The sequence below is a fragment of the Pseudomonas sp. ABC1 genome (assembly GCF_013395055.1).
In the GTDB taxonomy this organism is placed as follows: Bacteria; Pseudomonadota; Gammaproteobacteria; order Pseudomonadales; family Pseudomonadaceae; genus Stutzerimonas.
Genome location: NZ_CP058349.1, coordinates 331585 through 350586, shown reverse-complemented (window position 1 = coordinate 350586; position 19002 = coordinate 331585). Strand labels below are relative to the sequence as shown.

Below are 19002 nucleotides of genomic sequence, written 5' to 3'. Positions count from 1 at the left end.
TGTCGTTTGTAATAGGTCGTCGGGAAAATTCCGTATGGACGCCGGTCAGGCATCGAAGAACAGAATCTTGACGGAAATGCTCAAGGACACGCTGATCATCACGATGCGGATCAGCTTGTGTCCGCTGCGCACCGCCATCCTGGCGCCGAGGTTGCCGCCGAGCAGTTGCCCGGCCAGCATCACCAGCCCGATGGACCAGAGGATGCCGCCATGCAGTATGAAGAACAGCAGTGCGGCGAAGTTGCTGCAGAAGTTGAGCACCTTGGCATGCGCAGTGGCCTTGACCATGTTGTAGCCGAGCAGCAGGACGAAGGAGATGGACAGGAAGGCGCCGGTGCCGGGACCGAAGAATCCGTCATAGAAGCCGATGGCCGGTGCTACCAGCAATAAATAGTAGCGACGTGGTAGCAGTTGCTTCTTGTCCGCTTCCCCGAGCTTGGGCGACAGCAGGAAATAGACGGAAAAAGCGATCAACAGGCCGGGAATGACGCTCTTCAGGATCGAGTTGTCGATCTGGGTCAGCACCAGCGCGCCCACCAGTGAGCCCACGAAGGTGGTCAGCATCATGGGCCATATCTGGCCCAGTCGGACCTCGCGGATACGCACGAAGTACAACGCGGAGGAGAACGAGCCAGCGGCGGCGCCGAGCTTGTTGGTGGCAATGGCGGCAGCGGGTGGAATGCCGAGAGCGAGCAATGCCGGCAGGGTGATGAGACCGCCACCGCCGGCAATCGCGTCGATGCAACCCGCGACCATGGCGATCAGAAAGAAAACGAAGAGCAGCTCGGCGCTGAATTCCATGTGGGGCTCGTGGCGATTCGGGGGTGTGCAAGCCTAGGGGCTGTTGGTGTCTCGTCGCAAGCTGCGTCTGGGGGCTGTTTGCGATCTTGTGCGACAAGTACTTCTATAGGTGCGCTTGCTACGCCTGGCTGTGCGTCGCGGGGAGGCTGACCCAGGTCAGGATGTGCTGGCCTTGGACATGGAAACCGCCCTCGATCAGGCTGCCATGAGTGAACGTCTCGTTCAGGTGCTTGTGCAGGCGCAGGCAAGCCTTCCCGTCATTGGAGTGCTCCAGCAACTCTGCATCCTCGAAGTAGAAGTGAGTGCCCGTCAGCGGGTAGAGCGCCTTGTACAGGCTTTCCTTGAGGGAGAAGGTCAGGCTGAGCAGCCAGCCCCGCTGTTCCGTTGGCAGGCGCAGGAATCGCTCGCGCTCGCGGGATATCAGTATCTGTTCATGCAATTCGTGGGCCTTGCGCTCGTCCAGCCTGTGTTCGATATCGATGCCGACACAGGCCGTGCTATCGAGTGGGGCCACCACGGCCATGGCGATATCGCCGCAATGGCTGATGGAGCCGCAGACGCCTTCGGGCCACTGCGGCGCCCTGTCCGGGCCTATCGCCGGGATTGAGGCCAGCCCGGTGAGTACTCGCAGGGCTTCGCGGGCGCACAGGCGTCCGGCAATGAATTCTGCTTGTCGACGGGGGACCGAACGAACGATGGAGGCGGGCAGTGCGATACCGCAGGCTTCTATATGGGCAGGTGTCAGGCGGCTGTGATCGAAATGAAGCGAAACCAGTTGGCTACCAGGCACCGGGACCGGGTCGACAGTCCAGTGGTGCTCGGATACCCACATGCTCAGCGAGCCGGTTCGTACTTGACGCAGTGGCGGCAATGGATCAGTGCATCCCGGATCATGAAGTTGACCAGGGTCGGCGAGACGCCCAGCTCCTTGGCGATGTCTTTCTGCTGCTTGCCATGCACGCGGTACATAACGAAGGCATAGCGCGTGCGCTCGGGCAGTTGCTTGAGCGCCACTTCGACGAGGCCCAGGGTTTCCTGATTGAGACTTTCCGTCTCGGGTGTGCAGTTGTCGAGGGCTGCATTGGCGCCGTCTTCTTCACAGGTGGTGTAGCGCTGCTCGAGCGCCTGCTTGCGATAACTGTCGATGGCGAGGTTGTGGACGATGCGGAAGACATAACTGGCCCGGGCCTTGAGCGGCAATCCTTGCGCGGGTCCATTGGCCAGTCTGAAGAAAGCATCCTGGACGACATCCTCGGCACGACTGGGGCAACCGGTGATCCGGGTGGCTGCCTTGACCAGGTTGTGCCGGTTGTCGACCAGGGTTTTCAGCAGATCCGAAGATCCTTCGTCGCTTTCCGCGTTGCACTCTACGGTTCCAAATTCCTGCATGGCTGTACCTATGCGGCAAGAGGTTGCAAAAGTCTGTTTCCCTGAAACGCCAAGAAAAGTAGGCATTCCCCAAACAAGAGTCAAGTAATAATCATTATCTCTTTTAGGTGGTGTCAGACTGCTATTGCCGGGCCGCCAATGCTGGCAGTTCGCTCTGTCGAAGGACCGCCGGGGCCGCATGAACGAGCTTGCATCGCAATCATGACGAAACGCCTACAGCGCTAATTTCCCCCATTGCCTCTTCGTTTTCCCTGCATGAACAACACCGGTCCAAGGCTCGCCCGGCGACCGTTTTCGCATCGATTTCAGGGACAGGTACAGCCCCATGACGAACACCTTCGTACGCCCGCTTTCCATGGCTGACGCCCTGATGCGCCATGCGCTTTCCCGGCCTGAGCAGACGGCATTGCGCTTCCTCGGCGGAGAATCGGACGACGGGCTGGTACTGAGCTATCGGCAACTGGATCGACGCGCGCGTGCGATCGCTGCGGCGCTGGGTGAACGTGCGACTGTCGGTGACAGGGCGTTGTTGCTGTTTCCCAGTGGGCCGGAATACGTCGCGGCGTTCTTCGGTTGCCTGTACGCCGGGATCGTCGCGGTGCCGGCCTACCCGCCGGAGTCCTCGCGCCCGCAGCACCTGGGGCGCCTGCTGTCGATCATCGACGATGCGGAGCCGGCGCTGATCCTGACCACCGCCGAACTGCAGGCGCCGTTGCAAAGCCTGCCGGCGAAGCTGCCGTCGCTACTGGCCGTCGATCTGCTGGAGGATGCCTCGGGCAATGGCTGGCAGGGCGAACTCATGCCTGCCGACAGCATCGCCTTTTTGCAATACACCTCAGGCTCTACCGCGACGCCCAAGGGCGTGCAGGTCAGCCAGGGCAACCTGGAAGCCAACGAGTGGCTGATCCGCCAGGGCTATGAAATCGGCGAAGACGATGTGATCGTCAGCTGGCTGCCGCTGTACCACGACATGGGGCTGATCGGCGGGCTGTTGCAGGGTATCTACAGTGCCATCCCGGTGGTGCTGATGTCGCCGCAGCACTTTCTTGAGCGGCCTCTGCGCTGGCTCGATGCGGTCAGCCGCTATCGCGGCACCATCAGCGGCGGCCCGGACTTCGCCTTCCGGCTCTGCCATGAGCGTATCGCCGAAGGCAAGCTGGGCGAACTCGATCTGTCGCATTGGCGAGTGGCCTTCTCCGGCTCCGAGCCGATCCGCCAGGACAGCCTGCTGGACTTCGCCGAGCGTTTCTCTGCCTGTGGTTTCCGTCCGGGTGCCTACCTGGCCAGCTATGGCCTGGCGGAGGCGACACTGTTCGTCACCGGCGGGCGCCCTGGGCAGGGCATCGGTAGCCTGGAACTGGACAGTGCGGCGCTGGCGGAGAACCGCGCGCAGTTGGGTAATGGCTCGGTCCTGATGAGCTGCGGCTGGTCGCAGCCGGAACACCCGGTGATCATCGTCGACCCACAGAGTGGCGAAGTGCTGCCCGATGATCGGGTCGGTGAAGTCTGGAGCAGTGGGCCGAGTATCGCCCAGGGCTACTGGCGCAACCCAGTCGCCAGCGCCGAGAGTTTCCCGCAGCGTGATGGTCGTACCTGGCTGCGCACCGGCGACCTGGGTTTCATGCACCAGGGAGAATTGTTCGTCAGCGGCCGGCTGAAGGACATGCTGATCATCCGTGGGCAGAACCTCTACCCGCAGGATATCGAGCGCACCGTCGAGCAGCAGATCGAGGCCGTACGCAAGGGGCGGGTGGCTGCTTTTGCAGTGCAGCAGGCCGGCGAAGAAGGTTTTGCCGTGGCAGCCGAGATCAGTCGGCGAGCACAGAAGCAGCAGCCGCTGGAGCAGTTGCTGGCACAGATCCGCGACGCGGTGGCGGATGTGCACCATGAGTCGCCGGCACTGGTGGCGCTGCTCGACCCCGGCACCCTGCCGAAGACGTCCAGCGGCAAGCTGCAACGCTCGGCTTGCCGCACGCTGTTGCAGAGCGGCGAACTGGTGCCGGTAGCGCTTGGACAATTCGGTGAGACTTCGCAGCCACTCATGGCGCAAGGTGTGTCGAGCCTGAGTACCGGCGAGCGTGTTGCCGCTTACTGGCGCCAGTTCCTCAAGCTTGAGCGGATCGACGAGCAGGCCAGTTTCTTCGCCAGTGGCGGCAACTCGATCCTGGCGGTGCAGATGCTGGCGGAAGTCCGTGACGAGCTGGCTGCCACCGTGGAATTGCGCGATCTCTACGAGAACCCGACCCTGGCCGCATTCACTGCCATCGTAGAGCAGCGCCGCCAGGGCACATTGCCTGCCGAGCGTATTCCCCAGGTGGATCGCCGCCAACCATTGCCGCAATCCCCTGCACAGAATCGCCTGTGGTTCCTCTGGCGTCGGCAGCCGGGCAGTATCGCCTACAACATTCCGGGCGGTCTGCGCTTGCGCGGCGAATTGGACGTGGCAGCAGTGCAGCGTGCCTTCGAAACCCTGGTCGAGCGGCACGAATCCTTGCGCACGGTCTTTTCCGAAGATGCCGATGGCAATGGCCTGCAGTGCGTGCTGGAGCAGGGAGCCTGCCCGCTGCTCTACGAGAGTCTTGAGGAGTGGCCGGTCGAGCAACGTGAGCGACGCGCCCGGGCGGTGCAGGAGGAAGAGGCCAGGGCGCGTTTCGATCTGGAGCATGGCCCGTTGTTGCGGGTCAAGTTGGTCAGCCTGGACGAGCAGGACCACCTGCTGTTGGTGACGCTGCACCATATCGTCGCCGACGGCTGGTCCCTGGGGATCCTGCTGGACGAGTTCGCGCAACTCTATGCCGCTTTCAGCCAGGGGCAGCCATCCAGCCTGCCGGCCTTGCCGATCCAGTATGCCGACTATGCGGCATGGCAGCGCCGCGAGCAGGATGACGGGCACCTGCAGGGGCAACTGGACTACTGGCAGCATGTGCTGGAGGGCGAGGCCCAGCCACTCAACCTGCCCAGCGACGCGCCGCATCGCCGCGAGCAGGGCGCTGCCGAACGCTTCAGCTTGCGCCTGGACAAAGCCCTCGGCCAGCGCCTGCGGCAACTGGCCGAGGCGCAGGGCACCACCGTCTTCACGGTACTGCTGGCGGCCTTTCAGGTCCTGCTCTATCGCTATGGCGGGCAGACCGATATCCGTGTCGGCGTGCCCAATGCCAACCGCCGGCAGCGGGAAACCCAGGGGCTGGTCGGCTTCTTTATCAATACCCAGGTACTGCGTAGCCAGCTCGATGGCCTGCAGGGTTTCGACAGCCTGCTGGCAGCGCTGCACGAACGTGTGGCCGAGGCACAGGCCAACCAGTCGATCGATTTCGAGCGGGTGGCTGCCGTGCTGGAAGGCGAGCCATTCAGCGTGATGTTCAACCACTTGCAGCGGGACAGCGGCGCGTTGCGCCGTTTGCCGGGCCTGCTCGCCGAGGAACTGCCCTGGCACAGCCGCGAAGCCAAGTACGACCTGCAACTGCACAGCGAGGAAACTGCCCAGGGCGCGCTGCGGCTGTCCTTCGACTATGCCGTCGAGTTGTTCGAAAGCACCGCTATCGAGCACCTGGCCGGGCATATGCGGTTACTGCTGGAGCAACTCTGCGAGCAACCTGGCCTGGCGTTGGACGATTTTGCCTTGCTGTCTGCACCGGAGCGCAAGCAATTGCAGGGGTGGTCCGCACAGCCGCTCGAGCAGGCGTCGAGCCTGTTGCCGCAGCGCCTGAGGATACAGGTCGAGGCCAGCCCGCAGGCCATTGCCCTGGTCGCGGCGGAAACGACCCTGGACTACGCCAGCCTGGAGCGTCGCAGCAACCGCATGGCCCACTTCCTGCGCAGCCAGGGTGTGGTGGCGGAAGTACGGGTCGGGTTGTTCGCCGAGCGCTCCATCGAGCTGATGGTGGCGGTGCTTGGCATCATCAAGGCCGGTGGCGTGTACCTGCCGTTGGACCCCGACTATCCGCGCGAGCGCCTGCACTACATGATCGAGGACAGCGGCGCGGTGCTGCTGCTTGGTCAGCGCGCCACCCTGGATGGATTGCCGGATGGAATCAAGGCACTCGCCATCGACGAACTGACCCTCGACGGCTGGCCGGACACACCCTTGGCGCTGACGCTGCACCCGGACAATCTTGCCTACGTCATCTATACCTCTGGTTCCAGTGGGCAGCCCAAGGGCGTTGGCCTGACCCATGGCGGGCTGGCCAGTCGGCTGGACTGGATGCAACGGGAATATGCCTTCGGCCCTAGCGATGTATTCCTGCAAAAGGCGCCCTTGGGTTTCGATGTTTCCTTGTGGGAATGCCTGCTGCCGCTGATCTGTGGTGCCCGGCTGGTGTTGGCGGGCGACGGCCAGCACCGTGACCCGCGCAGCCTGGTGGAGCTGATCCGCCTGCATGGGGTGACGGCCGTGCATTTCGTTCCACCGTTGCTGCAACTGTTCCTCGATGAGCCGGCGGTGGGCGAATGCCAGAGCCTGCGCCTGCTCTTCGCAGGAGGCGAGGCGCTGCCCCTGGAACTGGCGCAGCGGGCTTGCGAACGCTTGCCGCAGGCGGTTCTGCACAATCGTTATGGACCGACGGAAACCACCATCAATGTCACCCATTGGTCTTGTGCCGGCGAAGCGGGTGCGCGGATGCCGATCGGTCGTCCGCTGGGCAATGTGTCATGCGAGGTGCGTGATGCCGGTTGGCAACTGGCGCCGGCTGGTGCTGTGGCGGAGCTTATCCTGGGTGGACAAGGACTGGCGCGGGGCTACCTGGGGAAACCGGGGTTGACCGCCGAGCGCTTCCTGCCGGCCCCCGAGGGTTCGCGTATCTACCGCAGCGGCGACCTGGCGCGTTGGCGTGGCGACGGCGTGCTGGAGTACCTCGGTCGTCTCGACGAGCAGGTGAAGTTGCGCGGTTTCCGCATCGAGCTGGAGGAAATCCGTGCCGAACTGTTGAGGCAGCCGGGCGTGCGCCAGGCGGCGGTCATCCTCGACGAAGAGAACGACAATGCGCGGCTGCTGGCCTATCTGGTCGTCGATGGCGATGCATCCGAACGGATAGAGCGGGTTCGCCAGGCCCTGATCCTCAGCCTGCCGGAATACATGCAACCCGCGCATATCCTCTGCCTGGAAGCGCTGCCGTTGACGCCGGCGGGCAAGCTCGACCGACGCGCGCTACCGCACCCGGAACTGGTTCGGCGGGTATTCCGCGAAGCGCTCGATGAGCCGGCACGCAGCCTGGCAGCGATCTGGAGCGAGGTGCTGAACGTACCGGCGATCGGCCTGGACGATGACTTCTTCGAACTGGGCGGGCATTCGCTGCTGGCCACCCGCATCGTGTCGCGGGCGCGCCAGGCGTTCTCCGTCGACCTGCCCCTGGGCAGCCTGTTCGAGGCACGTCGGCTGGAAGACTTCGCACGGCGGGTGGCGCGTGCGCAGGCAGAAGGTCGGGCCGATGGCTGGGGTGTGATCCAAACGGTGGACCGCAGCCAGCGTCTGCCGTTGTCCTACTCGCAGCAACGCATGTGGTTCCTCTGGCAGCTCGACCCGCAGAGCCCGGCCTATAACGTCGGTGGCATGGCGCGTATGACTGGCCCGCTGGATGCGGAAGCTTTCGAGCGTGCGTTGCAGGCGTTGATCCAGCGCCATGAAAGCCTGCGCACCACCTTCCCGGCGGAAGACGGCAAGGCCTGGCAGCGGGTGCGTGAAGCCAGCGATGTCATCCTGCAGCGTCTGGACCTCGGCGAACTGCCCGAGGCGCAGCGCCAGGCGCGTATCCAGGCCCTGGCGGAAGAGCAGGCACACCAACCGTTCGATCTGGAAAATGGCCCGCTGTTGAGGGCTTGCCTGGTGCGCAGCGGTGAACAGGAGCACCACCTGCTGGTGACACTGCACCATATCGTCACCGAAGGCTGGGCCATGGATATCTTCGCCCGTGAGCTGGCCATGCTCTATGGCGACTTCCTCGAAGGGCGCGAGTCGTCCCTGGCGCCCTTGCCGGTGCAATACCTCGACTACAGCGCCTGGCATCGCCAGTGGCTGGAGGCTGGCGAGATGCAGCGGCAACTGGACTACTGGCGTGGGCAACTGGGGGGTGAGCAGCCACTGCTGGCGCTGCCCAGTGACCGGCCACGGCCGGCGGTGCAGAGCCATTCCGGTGAGCTGCATCGTTTCGACCTGGACCCGGCGCTGGCGCGGCGCGTCATCGGCTTCAACAACAGCCGTGGCCTGACCCTGTTCATGACCATGAGCGCGGCCCTGGCTGCGTTGCTCTACCGTTATTCGGGGCAGGATGACCTGCGTATCGGCGTGCCCCAGGCCAACCGTATCCGCCCGGAAAGCGAAGGGCTGATCGGTGCCTTCCTCAATACCCAGGTGCTGCGTATCCGGCCCGACGGGCAGATGCGTGTCGAGGAACTGCTGGAGCAGGTGCGCCAGGTCGCCCTGGAAGCCCAGGCATATCAGGATGTGCCCTTCGATCATCTGGTCGAGGCGCTGCAGCCGCAGCGCAGCGCCGCCTGGAACCCGCTGTTCCAGGTGATGTGCAATGTGCAGCGCTGGGAGTTCCAGCAACGCCGGACCCTCGCTGGCGGGTTGCAGGTGGAGTACCTGGTCAACGATGCACGGGCGACCAAGTTCGACCTCAACCTGGAAGTCACCGACTTCGATGAACAACTGCGCTGCTGCCTGACCTACAGCCAGGACCTGTTCGACGCCGAGCGCATCCAGCGTATGGCCGAACACTGGCAACATGTGCTGATTGGCATGCTCGATGATCCGCAGGCACGTCTGTGTGACCTGCCGCTGCTGAATGCCAACGAGCGCAGTCAGTTGCTGGAAAATGGCCAGGGCGAGACGCCTGATGCAGCCCAGGCTAGTGTGGCCGAGCTGTTCGAGCGGCAGGCCGAGGCCAGCCCGGAAGCCCTGGCGTTGACCTGCGCCGGGCAATCCCTGAGCTATGCCGAGTTGAATCAGCGTGCCAATCGCCTGGCCCATCGCCTGCGAGAACTGGGCGTTGGCCCGGACGTGCGGGTGGGCCTGGCACTGCGCCGCTCTCTGGATCTGGTGGTCGGTCTGCTGGCGGTGCTCAAGGCCGGTGGCGCCTATGTACCGCTGGACCCTGAATACCCGCTGGAGCGTTTGCGCTACATGATCGAGGACAGTGGTATCGCGCTGTTGCTCGGCCATGACGATCTGCTGGAAACACTGTCGCCGCTGCCTGCGTCCGTGACGCCCTGGGGCCTGGAAAGCGATGGGCCAGGGTTGTCTGCCTATCCGCAGGAAAACCCGCCCCGACTCAGCCAGCCCGAGCATCTGGCCTACCTTATATACACCTCCGGATCGACCGGCCTGCCCAAGGGCGTGGCGGTGGAGCAGGGGCCGTTGGCAATGCACTGCCAGGCGGTGGGTCGGTTGTTCGGTACCACGGGCGCGGATCGCGAGCTGCACTTCTATTCGGTCAACTTCGATGCCGCCAGCGAACGCTTGCTGGTACCCCTGATGTTTGGCGCCGAAGTGGTACTGCGCGAGCAGGGGCAATGGGATGCCGAGGACATCTGCCGGCTGATCCGCGAGCGACGGATCAATGTGCTGGGATTTACGCCGAGCTACGGTAACCAGTTGGCGCAGTGGCTGGCGGGACAGGGCGAGTCGCTGCCGGTGCGCCTGTGCATCACCGGTGGCGAAGCGCTGACTCCCGAGCACCTGCACGGCCTGCGCGAGGCCTTCGCACCGCAGCAGGTATTCAACGCCTATGGCCCGACGGAAACCGTGGTGATGCCGCTGGCTTGCGTGGTCGAGGGCGATGGCCGTACGGGAATCCCCATCGGTCGGGTGGTCGGTGCGCGCAGGCTCTATGTGCTGGACGAGGACCTGTCGCTGCTGCCCGCGGGTGCCACTGGCGAACTGTATGTCGGCGGCTACGGCGTGGCCCGGGGTTATCACGAACGTCCCGGCCTGAGCGCCGAGCGCTTCCTGCCCGACCCGTTCAGCGTGGCCGAGGGCGGGCGCATGTACCGTACGGGGGACCTGGTACGCCAGCGGGCCGATGGGCAACTGGAGTACCAGGGTCGTATCGACCACCAGGTCAAGGTACGCGGCTTCCGTATCGAACTGGGCGAGATCGAGGCCAGCCTGTTGCAGAACCCGCAGGTGCGCGAGACGGTGGTCGTGGCGCTGGACGGGCCGTCGGGCAAACAGCTGGTGGGCTATGTGACCGCCGAGGGTGATGAGCTCGATGAGGCGACGTTGTGTGAATCCCTCCGACAGCACCTGGCGGAGCGGCTGCCGGAACATATGGTGCCGGCTCACGTGCTGGTCCTGGCGCAATTCCCGCTGACCAGTAACGGCAAGCTGGATCGCAAGGCCCTGCCCGAACCGGACCTGAGCATGGCGCGGCAGCAGTACCAGGCGCCACGCAATTCCGCCGAGCAGACCCTGGCGTCGATCTGGCAAGGCGTACTGGGTGTCGCTGCCGTGGGCATCGACGACAACTTCTTCGCACTGGGTGGTGACTCCATCCTGTCGATCCAGGTGGTCAGTCGGGCGCGCCAGGCTGGCATCCATTTCAGCGCCAAGGACCTGTTCCAGCACCAGAGTGTACGCACCCTGGCTGCGGCAGCACGTTTGAGCGAAGTAGTCGAATTGGCGCGTGGGCCGGTGACCGGGCCGAGCGAGCTGACACCGATCCAGCACTGGTTCTTCGAACAAGCGATGCCTTACCGCCAGCACTGGAACCAGTCGGTGCTGTTGCAGAGCCAGGAAACCCTGCAGCCAGAATGGCTGGAACAGGCCCTGCAAGCCCTGCTGGAGCACCACGATGCGCTACGCCTGGGGTTCCGCCGCAACGAGCAAGGTCAATGGCATGCCGAATACCGCTCGCCGTCGGAGCAACAGGGGCTGTTGCGCCTGGCCGATGAGGCGCGCCTGGAGCTGTTCGAGGACGTCCAGCGCAGCCTCGACTTGCAGGATGGGCCGCTGCTGCGTGCACTGCTGGTGCCGGGTACGCCGGACCGATTGCTGCTGGTGATCCACCACCTGGCGGTCGACGGGGTGTCCTGGCGGGTGCTGCTTGAAGACCTGCAACGGCTCTATCGGCAGTTCGAACATGGCGAGCCGGCGCAACTGCCGGCCAGGACCAGCGCCTTGGGCGAGTGGGCCGGACGTCTGCGTTCTTATGCCAGCAGCGAGTCGCTGCGTGAGGAACTGGGCTGGTGGCAGCATCACCTGGAGGGTGCGCGCAGCGATCTGCCTTGTGACTTCCCCGCTGGCGAAAACCTGCAACGGCATGCCCGCAGCCTGACCTTGAAGCTGGATGCCGAGACGACCCGCAAACTGTTGCAACAGGCGCCGCAAAGCTACCGTGCCCGCGTCGAAGACCTGCTGCTGACCGCGTTGGCGCGCACGCTATGTACCTGGAGCGGGCAATCCAGTGCGCTGTTGCAACTGGAAGGACACGGTCGCGAAGAGTTGTTCGATGATATCGACCTGAGTCGCACGGTTGGCTGGTTCACCAGTGCCTACCCGCTGCAACTGACGCCGACACGGGAGCCGGGTGCCAGCCTCAAGGCGATCAAGGAGCAACTGCGCGAAGTGCCGCACAAGGGCCTTGGATATGGCGTGCTGCGCTACCTGGCGGACGGCGAATGCCGAGCTGCTATGGCGCGCCTGCCCGAGGCGCGGGTCACCTTCAATTACCAGGGGCAGCTGGACCAGGGATTCAACGAACAGGCGCTGTTCGCACCGTCGCTGGAGCCAGCCGGCAGCCAGCACGATGGCGATGCGCCCTTGAGCGCCTGGCTGACCATCGACGGCCAGGTGCTTGGTGGAGAGCTTTCGCTGCGCTGGACCTACAGCGAGCGCCTGTACCGGGCCGAGACCGTCCAGCGCCTGGCGGAGAACTACCAGATTGAATTGACGGGGCTGATCGAGCACTGCCTGGCCGCTGAAAATGGCGGTATCACACCGTCCGACTTCCCCCTGGCCCGCCTGCAACAGACGCAACTCGACGTATTGCCACTGCCGTACCAGCAGATAGAGGACATCTACCCGCTGACGCCGATGCAGGAAGGCTTGCTGCTGCACACCCTGCTGGAGCCGGGCACCGGTATCTATTTCATGCAGGATCGCTACCGGATCGACAGTGCCATCGACGTCACGCGCTTCGAGCAGGCATGGCGCGCCGTGGTGGCTCGGCACGAGGCCCTGCGCGCGTCCTTCTGCTGGAACGCTGGCGAACAGATGCTGCAGGTGATCCACCGTGGCGACGGTGATGGCGTCGAATTCCTCGACTGGAGCGAGTTGCCGGAGGGCGAGCACGAATCGCGCCTGCAGGCACTGTTGAAGGACGAACGCCTGGCCGGCTTCGACTTGCTGGAGCGTCCGCCATTGCGCTTGCGGCTGATTCGCCTGGGGGCAGAGCGGCACTGGTTCATCATGAGCAACCACCACATCCTGATCGACGCCTGGTGCCGTTCGATCCTGATGGGGGACTTCCTGACCATCTACCAGGCGCTGGGAGATGGACGTGAAGCGCATCTGGACAACCCGCCGCGCTACCGCGACTTCATCGCTTGGCTGCAACGCCAGGGACTGGAGCAGACGCGCGGGTACTGGCGCAATCTGCTGGCCGGCTTCGAGCGACCCAGCCATATCCCCAGCGACCGGCCGATCCTGCATGACAACGGCGGCATGCTGGTGGGTGACTTGCACAGTCGCCTGAGTCGCGAGCAGGGCGCGCATCTGCGCGAACTGGCGCAGCGCCACCGGTTGACGGTCAATACTTTCGCCCAGGCAGCCTGGGCGCTGGTGCTGCGGCGCTATGGCGGCGAGCGCGACGTGCTCTTCGGCGTGACAGTGGCCGGTCGTCCGGCCAGCCTGCCGCAGATGCAGCAGTGCGTCGGCTTGTTCATCAACAGTATCCCGCTGCGTGTGGCCATGCCCGAGGCGGGCAAGGACCCGAGCGTGGCTCAGTGGTTGCAGCAGTTGTTCGAACGTAACCTGGAACTGCGCGAACATGAGCATCTGCCGCTGGTGGATATCCAGGAATGCAGCGAACTTCCGAAGGGGCAGCCGCTGTTCGACAGCCTGTTCGTGTTCGAGAACGCGCCGGTGGACGCCTCCGTGCTGGATGGGGCGCAAAGCCTGAATGCGCGCTCAGAGTCGGGACGGACCCACACCAACTACCCGTTAACCGTGGTCTGCTACCCGGGCGATGAGCTGGGCTTGCACCTGTCCTATGACCGGCGTTTCTTCGACGAACCAACCATTGCCCGCCTGCTGGAGGACTTCCAGCGCCTGCTGCTGGCACTGGGCGAGCACTTCGACGGACGTTTCGCCGACCTGCCGCTGCTGGCAGCCGATGAGCGCCGGCAACGGCTGGAGGACTGCAACCGTACGGCACGCGAGTACCCGTTGCAGCAAGGCTATGCCGCGCTGTTCGAGACGCAGGCGGCACGACATGCACAGTCCATCGCGGCATCCTGCCTGGATGAGCAGTGGACCTATTGTCAACTCAGTCACAAGGCCAACGCGCTGGCCAATCGCCTGCGCCAGGCCGGTGTCGGTGAAGATGTGCCGGTGGCGCTGCTGGCCGAGCGCAGCCTGCCCCTGCTGGGCATGATCGTCGGCAGCCTGAAGGCAGGTGCTGGCTACCTGCCGCTGGACCCGGCACATCCGCCACAGCGGCTCGCGCATATCCTGCGTGCCAGTCGTACGCCGCTGCTGGTATGCAGCCCGGCTTGCCGGGTGCAGGCGGAGGCACTCCTGGAGGATTGGGACGAAGCGCCGAGCCTGCTGGTCTGGGATGGCGAGGAAGACTCACGGGCGCCTGGCGTTGACGTTACCGGCGAGCACCTGGCCTATGTCATCTATACCTCGGGTTCCACCGGCGAGCCGAAGGGCGTGATGGTGCACCAGGCGGGCATGCTCAATAACCAGTTGAGCAAGATTCCCTACCTGGGGCTGGAGGCGAGCGATGTGATTGCCCAGACCGCCTCCCAGAGCTTCGATATTTCCGTCTGGCAATTCCTCACCGCTGCCCTGTGCGGTGCCAGGGTCGATATCGTTCCCGATGAGATCGCCCACGACCCGGCTGCCTTGCTCAGGCATGTACAGGAAAGCGGCATCAGCGTACTGGAAAGCGTCCCGGCGCTGATCCAGGGGCTGCTGGCCGAGGGCGTGGCGAGCCTGGGCAACCTGCGCTGGCTGCTGCCCACCGGTGAAGCGATGCCGCCGAGCCTGGCCCGGCAATGGTTGCAGCGCTATCCGCAGGTGCCGCTGGTGAATGCCTACGGGCCGGCGGAGTGCTCGGACGACGTGGCGCTGTTCGCCGTCGACGACGCATCGACTCGCGGTGCCTATCTGCCGATCGGTACGGCCACCGACAATAACCGCCTGTACCTGCTCGACGACGAGTTGCAGCCGGTCGCCTTGCTGGCGCAGAGCGAGCTGTTCATCGCCGGAACCGGTGTCGGGCGTGGTTACCTGGGCGATCCGCAGCGTACGGCGACGAGCTTCCTGCCCGATCCGTTCGCCGCCGATGGCAGCCGTCTGTATCGCAGTGGCGATCTGGCACGGTGTCGCCTGGACGGGGTGCTCGAATACATCGGGCGTGTCGACCACCAAGTGAAGATCCGTGGCTACCGGATCGAACTGGGCGAGATCGAGGCACGTCTGCGTGAGTTTCCGAAAATCGACGACGTGGCCGTGGCGGTGCAGAACAGTGCTGGCGGGCAATACCTGGTCGGTTATCTGGTCATGGCAACGGAGCCGGATAGCGAATCGCTCAAGCAGCACCTGCTGCAACGCCTGCCGGAATACATGGTGCCGCGTCACTGGCAACGTCTGGAGCGCCTGCCGCGCAATGCCAATGGCAAGCTGGACCGCAAGTCCCTGCCGACCTTCGAGTTCTCGGCCGGACAGGCCCATGTGACACCGCGCAATGAGCTGGAACGTAGCCTGGCGGGTATCTGGGCCGAGGTGCTCGGCGTCGACAGCGTGGGTGTGACGGACAATTTCTTCGACCTTGGCGGGCATTCCCTGTTGGCGACACAGATCGCGTCGCGGGTGCAGAAGACCCTGCAACGCGCGGTACCGCTGCGGGCGATGTTCGAGTGCGCGACGGTGGAGGAACTGGCCCGTTATATCGACGCGCTGGAGGGCGCCGAGCTGACCGAACAGAAGGTCAGCCGTATCGACGACCTGATGGCGCGCCTGGAGGCCTTGTGAACCGAACCCATTGCATAGGCGCGGGCTCGCCCGCGAAGCGTCTTCACCTGTCAGGCCGACTCGCGGACCATCCCGCTCGCCCTGGCTATTTCCCGGGAGATATACAGGCATGAGCACCGCGATACTGGAAAGAGAGCCGTTGGTCGAGGACGAAGAAAAGCATTACCACTTCGAAGACAACCCGATCCTGTCCCGGCAGAAGCAGCAGGAGTCCAATGCCCGCAGCTACCCACGACGGATTCCCCTGGCGCTCAAACGTGCCCGCGGCATCCATGTCGAGGATGTCGAGGGGCGTGTGTTCATCGATTGCCTGGCCGGTGCCGGAACACTGGCGCTGGGGCACAACCATCCAGTGGTGATCGCGGCGATCCACCAGGTACTCGATGACGAATTGCCGCTGCATACCCTGGACCTGAGCACGCCGGTCAAGGACCGTTTTGTCCAGGATCTGTTCGCAGTATTGCCACCGGCCTTCGCCAGCCAGGCGAAAATCCAGTTCACCGGACCCACCGGCACCGATGCGGTAGAGGCCGCATTGAAACTGGTGCGTACCGCCACCGGGCGCAGCACGGTACTGGCGTTCCAGGGCGGCTACCACGGCATGAGCCAGGGTGCCTTGAGCCTGATGGGCAACCTCAAGGCGAAGGTTCCGCTGGGGGCGATGCTCGACCACGGCGTGCAGTTCATGCCATTCCCCTACGACTACCGTTGCCCGTTCGGTCAGGGTGGCGCGGCGGGTGTCGAGATCAATCTGCTCTATCTGGAGAACCTGCTGACTGATCCGGAAAGCGGCATACAGCCACCGGCAGGCGTCATCCTCGAAGTGGTGCAAGGCGAGGGGGGGGTGATTCCGGCCAGCGATACCTGGTTGCGTGGTGTGAGGGAAATTACCAGCCGGGCGGGTATCCCGTTGATCATCGATGAGATCCAGACCGGCTTTGGCCGTACCGGAAAGCTGTTTGCCTTCGAGCATGCCGGTATCGTGCCGGATGTGGTGGTACTGTCCAAAGCCATTGGTGGCAGCCTGCCGTTGTCGGTGATGGTCTACCGTGACTGGCTGGACACCTGGCAACCGGGTGCCCATGCCGGTACTTTCCGTGGCAACCAGATGGCGATGGCCGCGGGCTCGGCGGTGATGCGGTATATGGAAGAGCACAACCTGATCGGCCACGCCGAAGCCATGGGGCAGCGTCTACGGGAACGCCTGCTGGCGCTGCAGGCGCAGTTCCCTCAGTTGGGAGATGTGCGCGGGCGGGGGCTGATGCTTGGGGTCGAGGTGGTCGATCCACTGGGGCAACGGGATGCACTGGGACATCCGCCTGCCTATGGCACGCTAGCCAGTCGCATCCAGCGTGAGTGCCTCAAACGAGGATTGATCCTGGAACTGGGCGGGCGCCATGGCTGTGTCGTGCGCTTCCTGCCGCCGCTGGTCATCACCGCAGAGCAGGTGGATCAGGTCAGTCGCATTTTCGGCAAGGCCGTTCAAGCCGCATTGGCATGACCGGGAGAGTCCGGCTATTGAGGATCATGGCCTTTGCCGGCATCGATTAATTTCCTCTGGCAGCGTTTCGTCCATATAGGCGATGCCCATCAGGGGTTGGCAACCACGGAGTAAATAGCATGACATCGGTATTCGATCGTGAAGACATCCTGTTCCAGGTGGTGGTGAACCACGAAGAGCAGTATTCCATCTGGCCCGACTACAAAGAGATTCCGCGCGGCTGGAGCAAGGTCGGCAAGAGCGGTTTCAAGAAAGAGTGCCTGGCGTACATCGAGGAAGTCTGGACCGACATGCGCCCGCTGAGCCTGCGCAAGCACATGGAAGAACAGGCCCGCAAGAAGCAGGAGCAGGAAGCCGAGGTGGTGCACTGACGCATGAGCACGCCACGTCTGCAATTGTTCTGCCTGCCGTATTCCGGGGCCAGTGCGATGGTCTACAGCCGCTGGCGGCGTAAAGTGCCCGAGTGGTTGAGTGTGCATCCGGTGGAACTGCCGGGGCGCGGGGCGCGTCTGGGCGAGCCGTTGCAGACGGACATGCAGGGCCTGGCCAGGCAACTGGCGCGGGAGATTGCGCGGCACCAGGACGGGCCTTACGCGCTGTTCGGGCATAGCTTGGGGGCCTTGCTGGCCTTCGAGCTGGCCCATGAACTGCGAGAACTGGGCGTGGCAGATCCGGTGGCGCTGATCGCTTCGGGAACCTCAGCGCCGACACGACGTGAAGACTACGACCGAGGTTTCGCAGACCCCAAGACCGATGATGAACTGAAGGCCGAATTGCGGGATCTGCAAGGCACGCCGGAGGAGGTTTTGGACAATCCCGAACTGATGGCGTTGACTTTGCCTATCCTGCGTGCCGATTTCATGATGTGTGGTCTGTACCGCTATCGCACGCGGCCAGGCTTGGAAGTGCCCATCCATGTGCTGGGTGGTCGTGAAGACAAGGCGACCCAGGAACAACTGCTTGCCTGGCAACTGGAAGGCAACAGCAGCTTTTCCCTCGACATGCTGGCGGGCGGCCATTTCTTTATCCACGAGCACGAATCGAAGGTGCTGCGTATCATCCGGGCCAACCTGGAGGTCGACCTGCGCAGGCACCGACAGTCCCTTTCAGGGAAGCATCAGGTCGCTGTGCCGGTGGGATGCTGAGTGCCCATTCGCGCTTTTCTCTACGTTCGCTTTACGCCTGTATAGGCTCTTGAAACGCGCCCACTATCGTCATGAGGTAGTGGGCATGGGTTTCAAGCCTTGCTGTGTTTCTGTTCCTTGCTCAGAAACGATCCTTCCAGGCACGCAGTTCGGCGAATACCTGTTCAGCACTTTCTAGCGAAGGATTGCGTTGCTGGCAGGCGTGTCTGACAGAGGCTTCCCTGGTGCGCAGGAACGGGTTGGTCGCCTTCTCCAGCGCGATGCTGGTGGGCAGGGTGATACGGTCTTCCTCGCGCAGGCGTGTGACTTCCTCCAATCGCCTGGTCACTTCCTGCTGGGTCGGTTCCACGGCATGGGCGAACCGCAGGTTGCTCAATGTGTATTCGTGGGCGCAGTAGACCAGTGTTCGTTCGGGCAATGCTGCCAGGCGCTCGAGTGAATGGAACATCTGCGCGGGCGTGCCTTCGAACAGCCGGCCACAGCCTGCGGCAAACAGGGTGTCCCCGCTGAACAGGCGCGGCAGTTCAGCGTCGTCCAGAAAAAATACGATGTGCCCGAGGGTATGCCCCGGTACGGCCAGGACCTGCAACTGCAGGCCGAGTACCTCCACGTGGGCGCCATCTTCCAGCGCATGGTCGCGCAGCGGGATCGTCTCGCGGGCGGGGCCGTGCACACGCGGTGCGCAGTGGGCTTTCAGGGCCGCGATGCCGCCGACATGGTCGGTGTGGTGGTGGGTGATCAATATGTCGCTCAGTCGCCAGCCTGGGTGCTGTTCCAGCCAGGCCAGTACCGGCGCGGCATCACCCGGGTCGACAACCGCGCAGGTCATTTTCTCGGGATCGGCCAGGAGCCAGATGTAGTTGTCGTTGAATGCGGGCAGGGCTTCTATCTGCAACATATGCCAGGTCGCCAAGTCATGGACAAAGGTGCATCCTAGGGTCTGTTTCCGTTTCGTCGCAAGCCACGTTGTC

The 19002-nt window shown here is 63.8% G+C and carries 8 protein-coding genes; 4 read left to right on the top strand and 4 right to left on the bottom strand.

Annotated features, from left to right (window positions below):
• Positions 1-45: 45 nt before the first annotated feature.
• The 3 genes from HW090_RS01340 to HW090_RS01330 all read right to left on the bottom strand — a co-directional run bounded on the left by HW090_RS01340 (position 46) and on the right by HW090_RS01330 (position 2190).
• Complete coding sequence (locus HW090_RS01340; RefSeq protein WP_179111782.1) at positions 46-801, bottom strand: TSUP family transporter; 756 nt, start codon at positions 799-801, stop codon at positions 46-48.
• A gap of 118 nt (positions 802-919) precedes the next feature.
• Entirely contained in the window at positions 920-1633 is a 714-nt protein-coding gene (locus tag HW090_RS01335; RefSeq protein ID WP_179111781.1) for a 4'-phosphopantetheinyl transferase, read from the bottom strand.
• 2 nt (positions 1634-1635) lie between these two features.
• On the bottom strand, positions 1636-2190 hold the full coding sequence (locus HW090_RS01330) for an RNA polymerase factor sigma-70 (RefSeq protein WP_179111780.1): 555 nt from the start codon (positions 2188-2190) through the stop codon (positions 1636-1638).
• A gap of 325 nt (positions 2191-2515) precedes the next feature.
• Between HW090_RS01330 and HW090_RS01325 the strand changes: the two genes are divergently transcribed.
• The 4 genes from HW090_RS01325 (at position 2516) to HW090_RS01310 (ending at position 18031) form a co-directional block, all read left to right on the top strand.
• Positions 2516-15385, top strand: coding sequence for a non-ribosomal peptide synthase/polyketide synthase (locus tag HW090_RS01325; RefSeq protein ID WP_179111779.1), 12870 nt, complete (start codon positions 2516-2518; stop codon positions 15383-15385).
• 109 nt (positions 15386-15494) lie between these two features.
• Positions 15495-16886: an aspartate aminotransferase family protein gene (locus HW090_RS01320; RefSeq protein WP_179111778.1), complete on the top strand. Its 1392-nt coding sequence runs from the start codon at positions 15495-15497 to the stop codon at positions 16884-16886.
• A gap of 119 nt (positions 16887-17005) precedes the next feature.
• On the top strand, positions 17006-17257 hold the full coding sequence (locus HW090_RS01315) for an MbtH family protein (protein WP_179111777.1): 252 nt from the start codon (positions 17006-17008) through the stop codon (positions 17255-17257).
• A 3-nt stretch (positions 17258-17260) separates the two neighbouring features.
• Positions 17261-18031, top strand: coding sequence for a thioesterase II family protein (locus HW090_RS01310; protein ID WP_179111776.1), 771 nt, complete (start codon positions 17261-17263; stop codon positions 18029-18031).
• Positions 18032-18152: 121 nt separating this feature from the next.
• Here the strand turns inward: HW090_RS01310 and gloB are convergent, their stop codons facing one another.
• Positions 18153-18929, bottom strand: a complete 777-nt coding sequence (gloB, locus tag HW090_RS01305; RefSeq protein ID WP_179111775.1) for a hydroxyacylglutathione hydrolase — start codon at positions 18927-18929, stop codon at positions 18153-18155.
• Positions 18930-19002: the final 73 nt, after the last annotated feature.

Bases quoted from the DNA above. Each gene is read 5' to 3' on its own strand.
- HW090_RS01330 (WP_179111780.1), bottom strand. From the start codon at position 2,190: ATGCAGGAATTTGGAACCGTAGAGTGCAACGCGGAAAGCGACGAAGGA.
- HW090_RS01320 (WP_179111778.1), top strand. From the start codon at position 15,495: ATGAGCACCGCGATACTGGAAAGAGAGCCGTTGGTCGAGGACGAAGAA.
- HW090_RS01310 (WP_179111776.1), top strand. From the start codon at position 17,261: ATGAGCACGCCACGTCTGCAATTGTTCTGCCTGCCGTATTCCGGGGCC.
- HW090_RS01335 (WP_179111781.1), bottom strand. From the start codon at position 1,633: ATGTGGGTATCCGAGCACCACTGGACTGTCGACCCGGTCCCGGTGCCT.
- HW090_RS01340 (WP_179111782.1), bottom strand. From the start codon at position 801: ATGGAATTCAGCGCCGAGCTGCTCTTCGTTTTCTTTCTGATCGCCATG.
- gloB (WP_179111775.1), bottom strand. From the start codon at position 18,929: ATGTTGCAGATAGAAGCCCTGCCCGCATTCAACGACAACTACATCTGG.
- HW090_RS01315 (WP_179111777.1), top strand. From the start codon at position 17,006: ATGACATCGGTATTCGATCGTGAAGACATCCTGTTCCAGGTGGTGGTG.
- HW090_RS01325 (WP_179111779.1), top strand. From the start codon at position 2,516: ATGACGAACACCTTCGTACGCCCGCTTTCCATGGCTGACGCCCTGATG.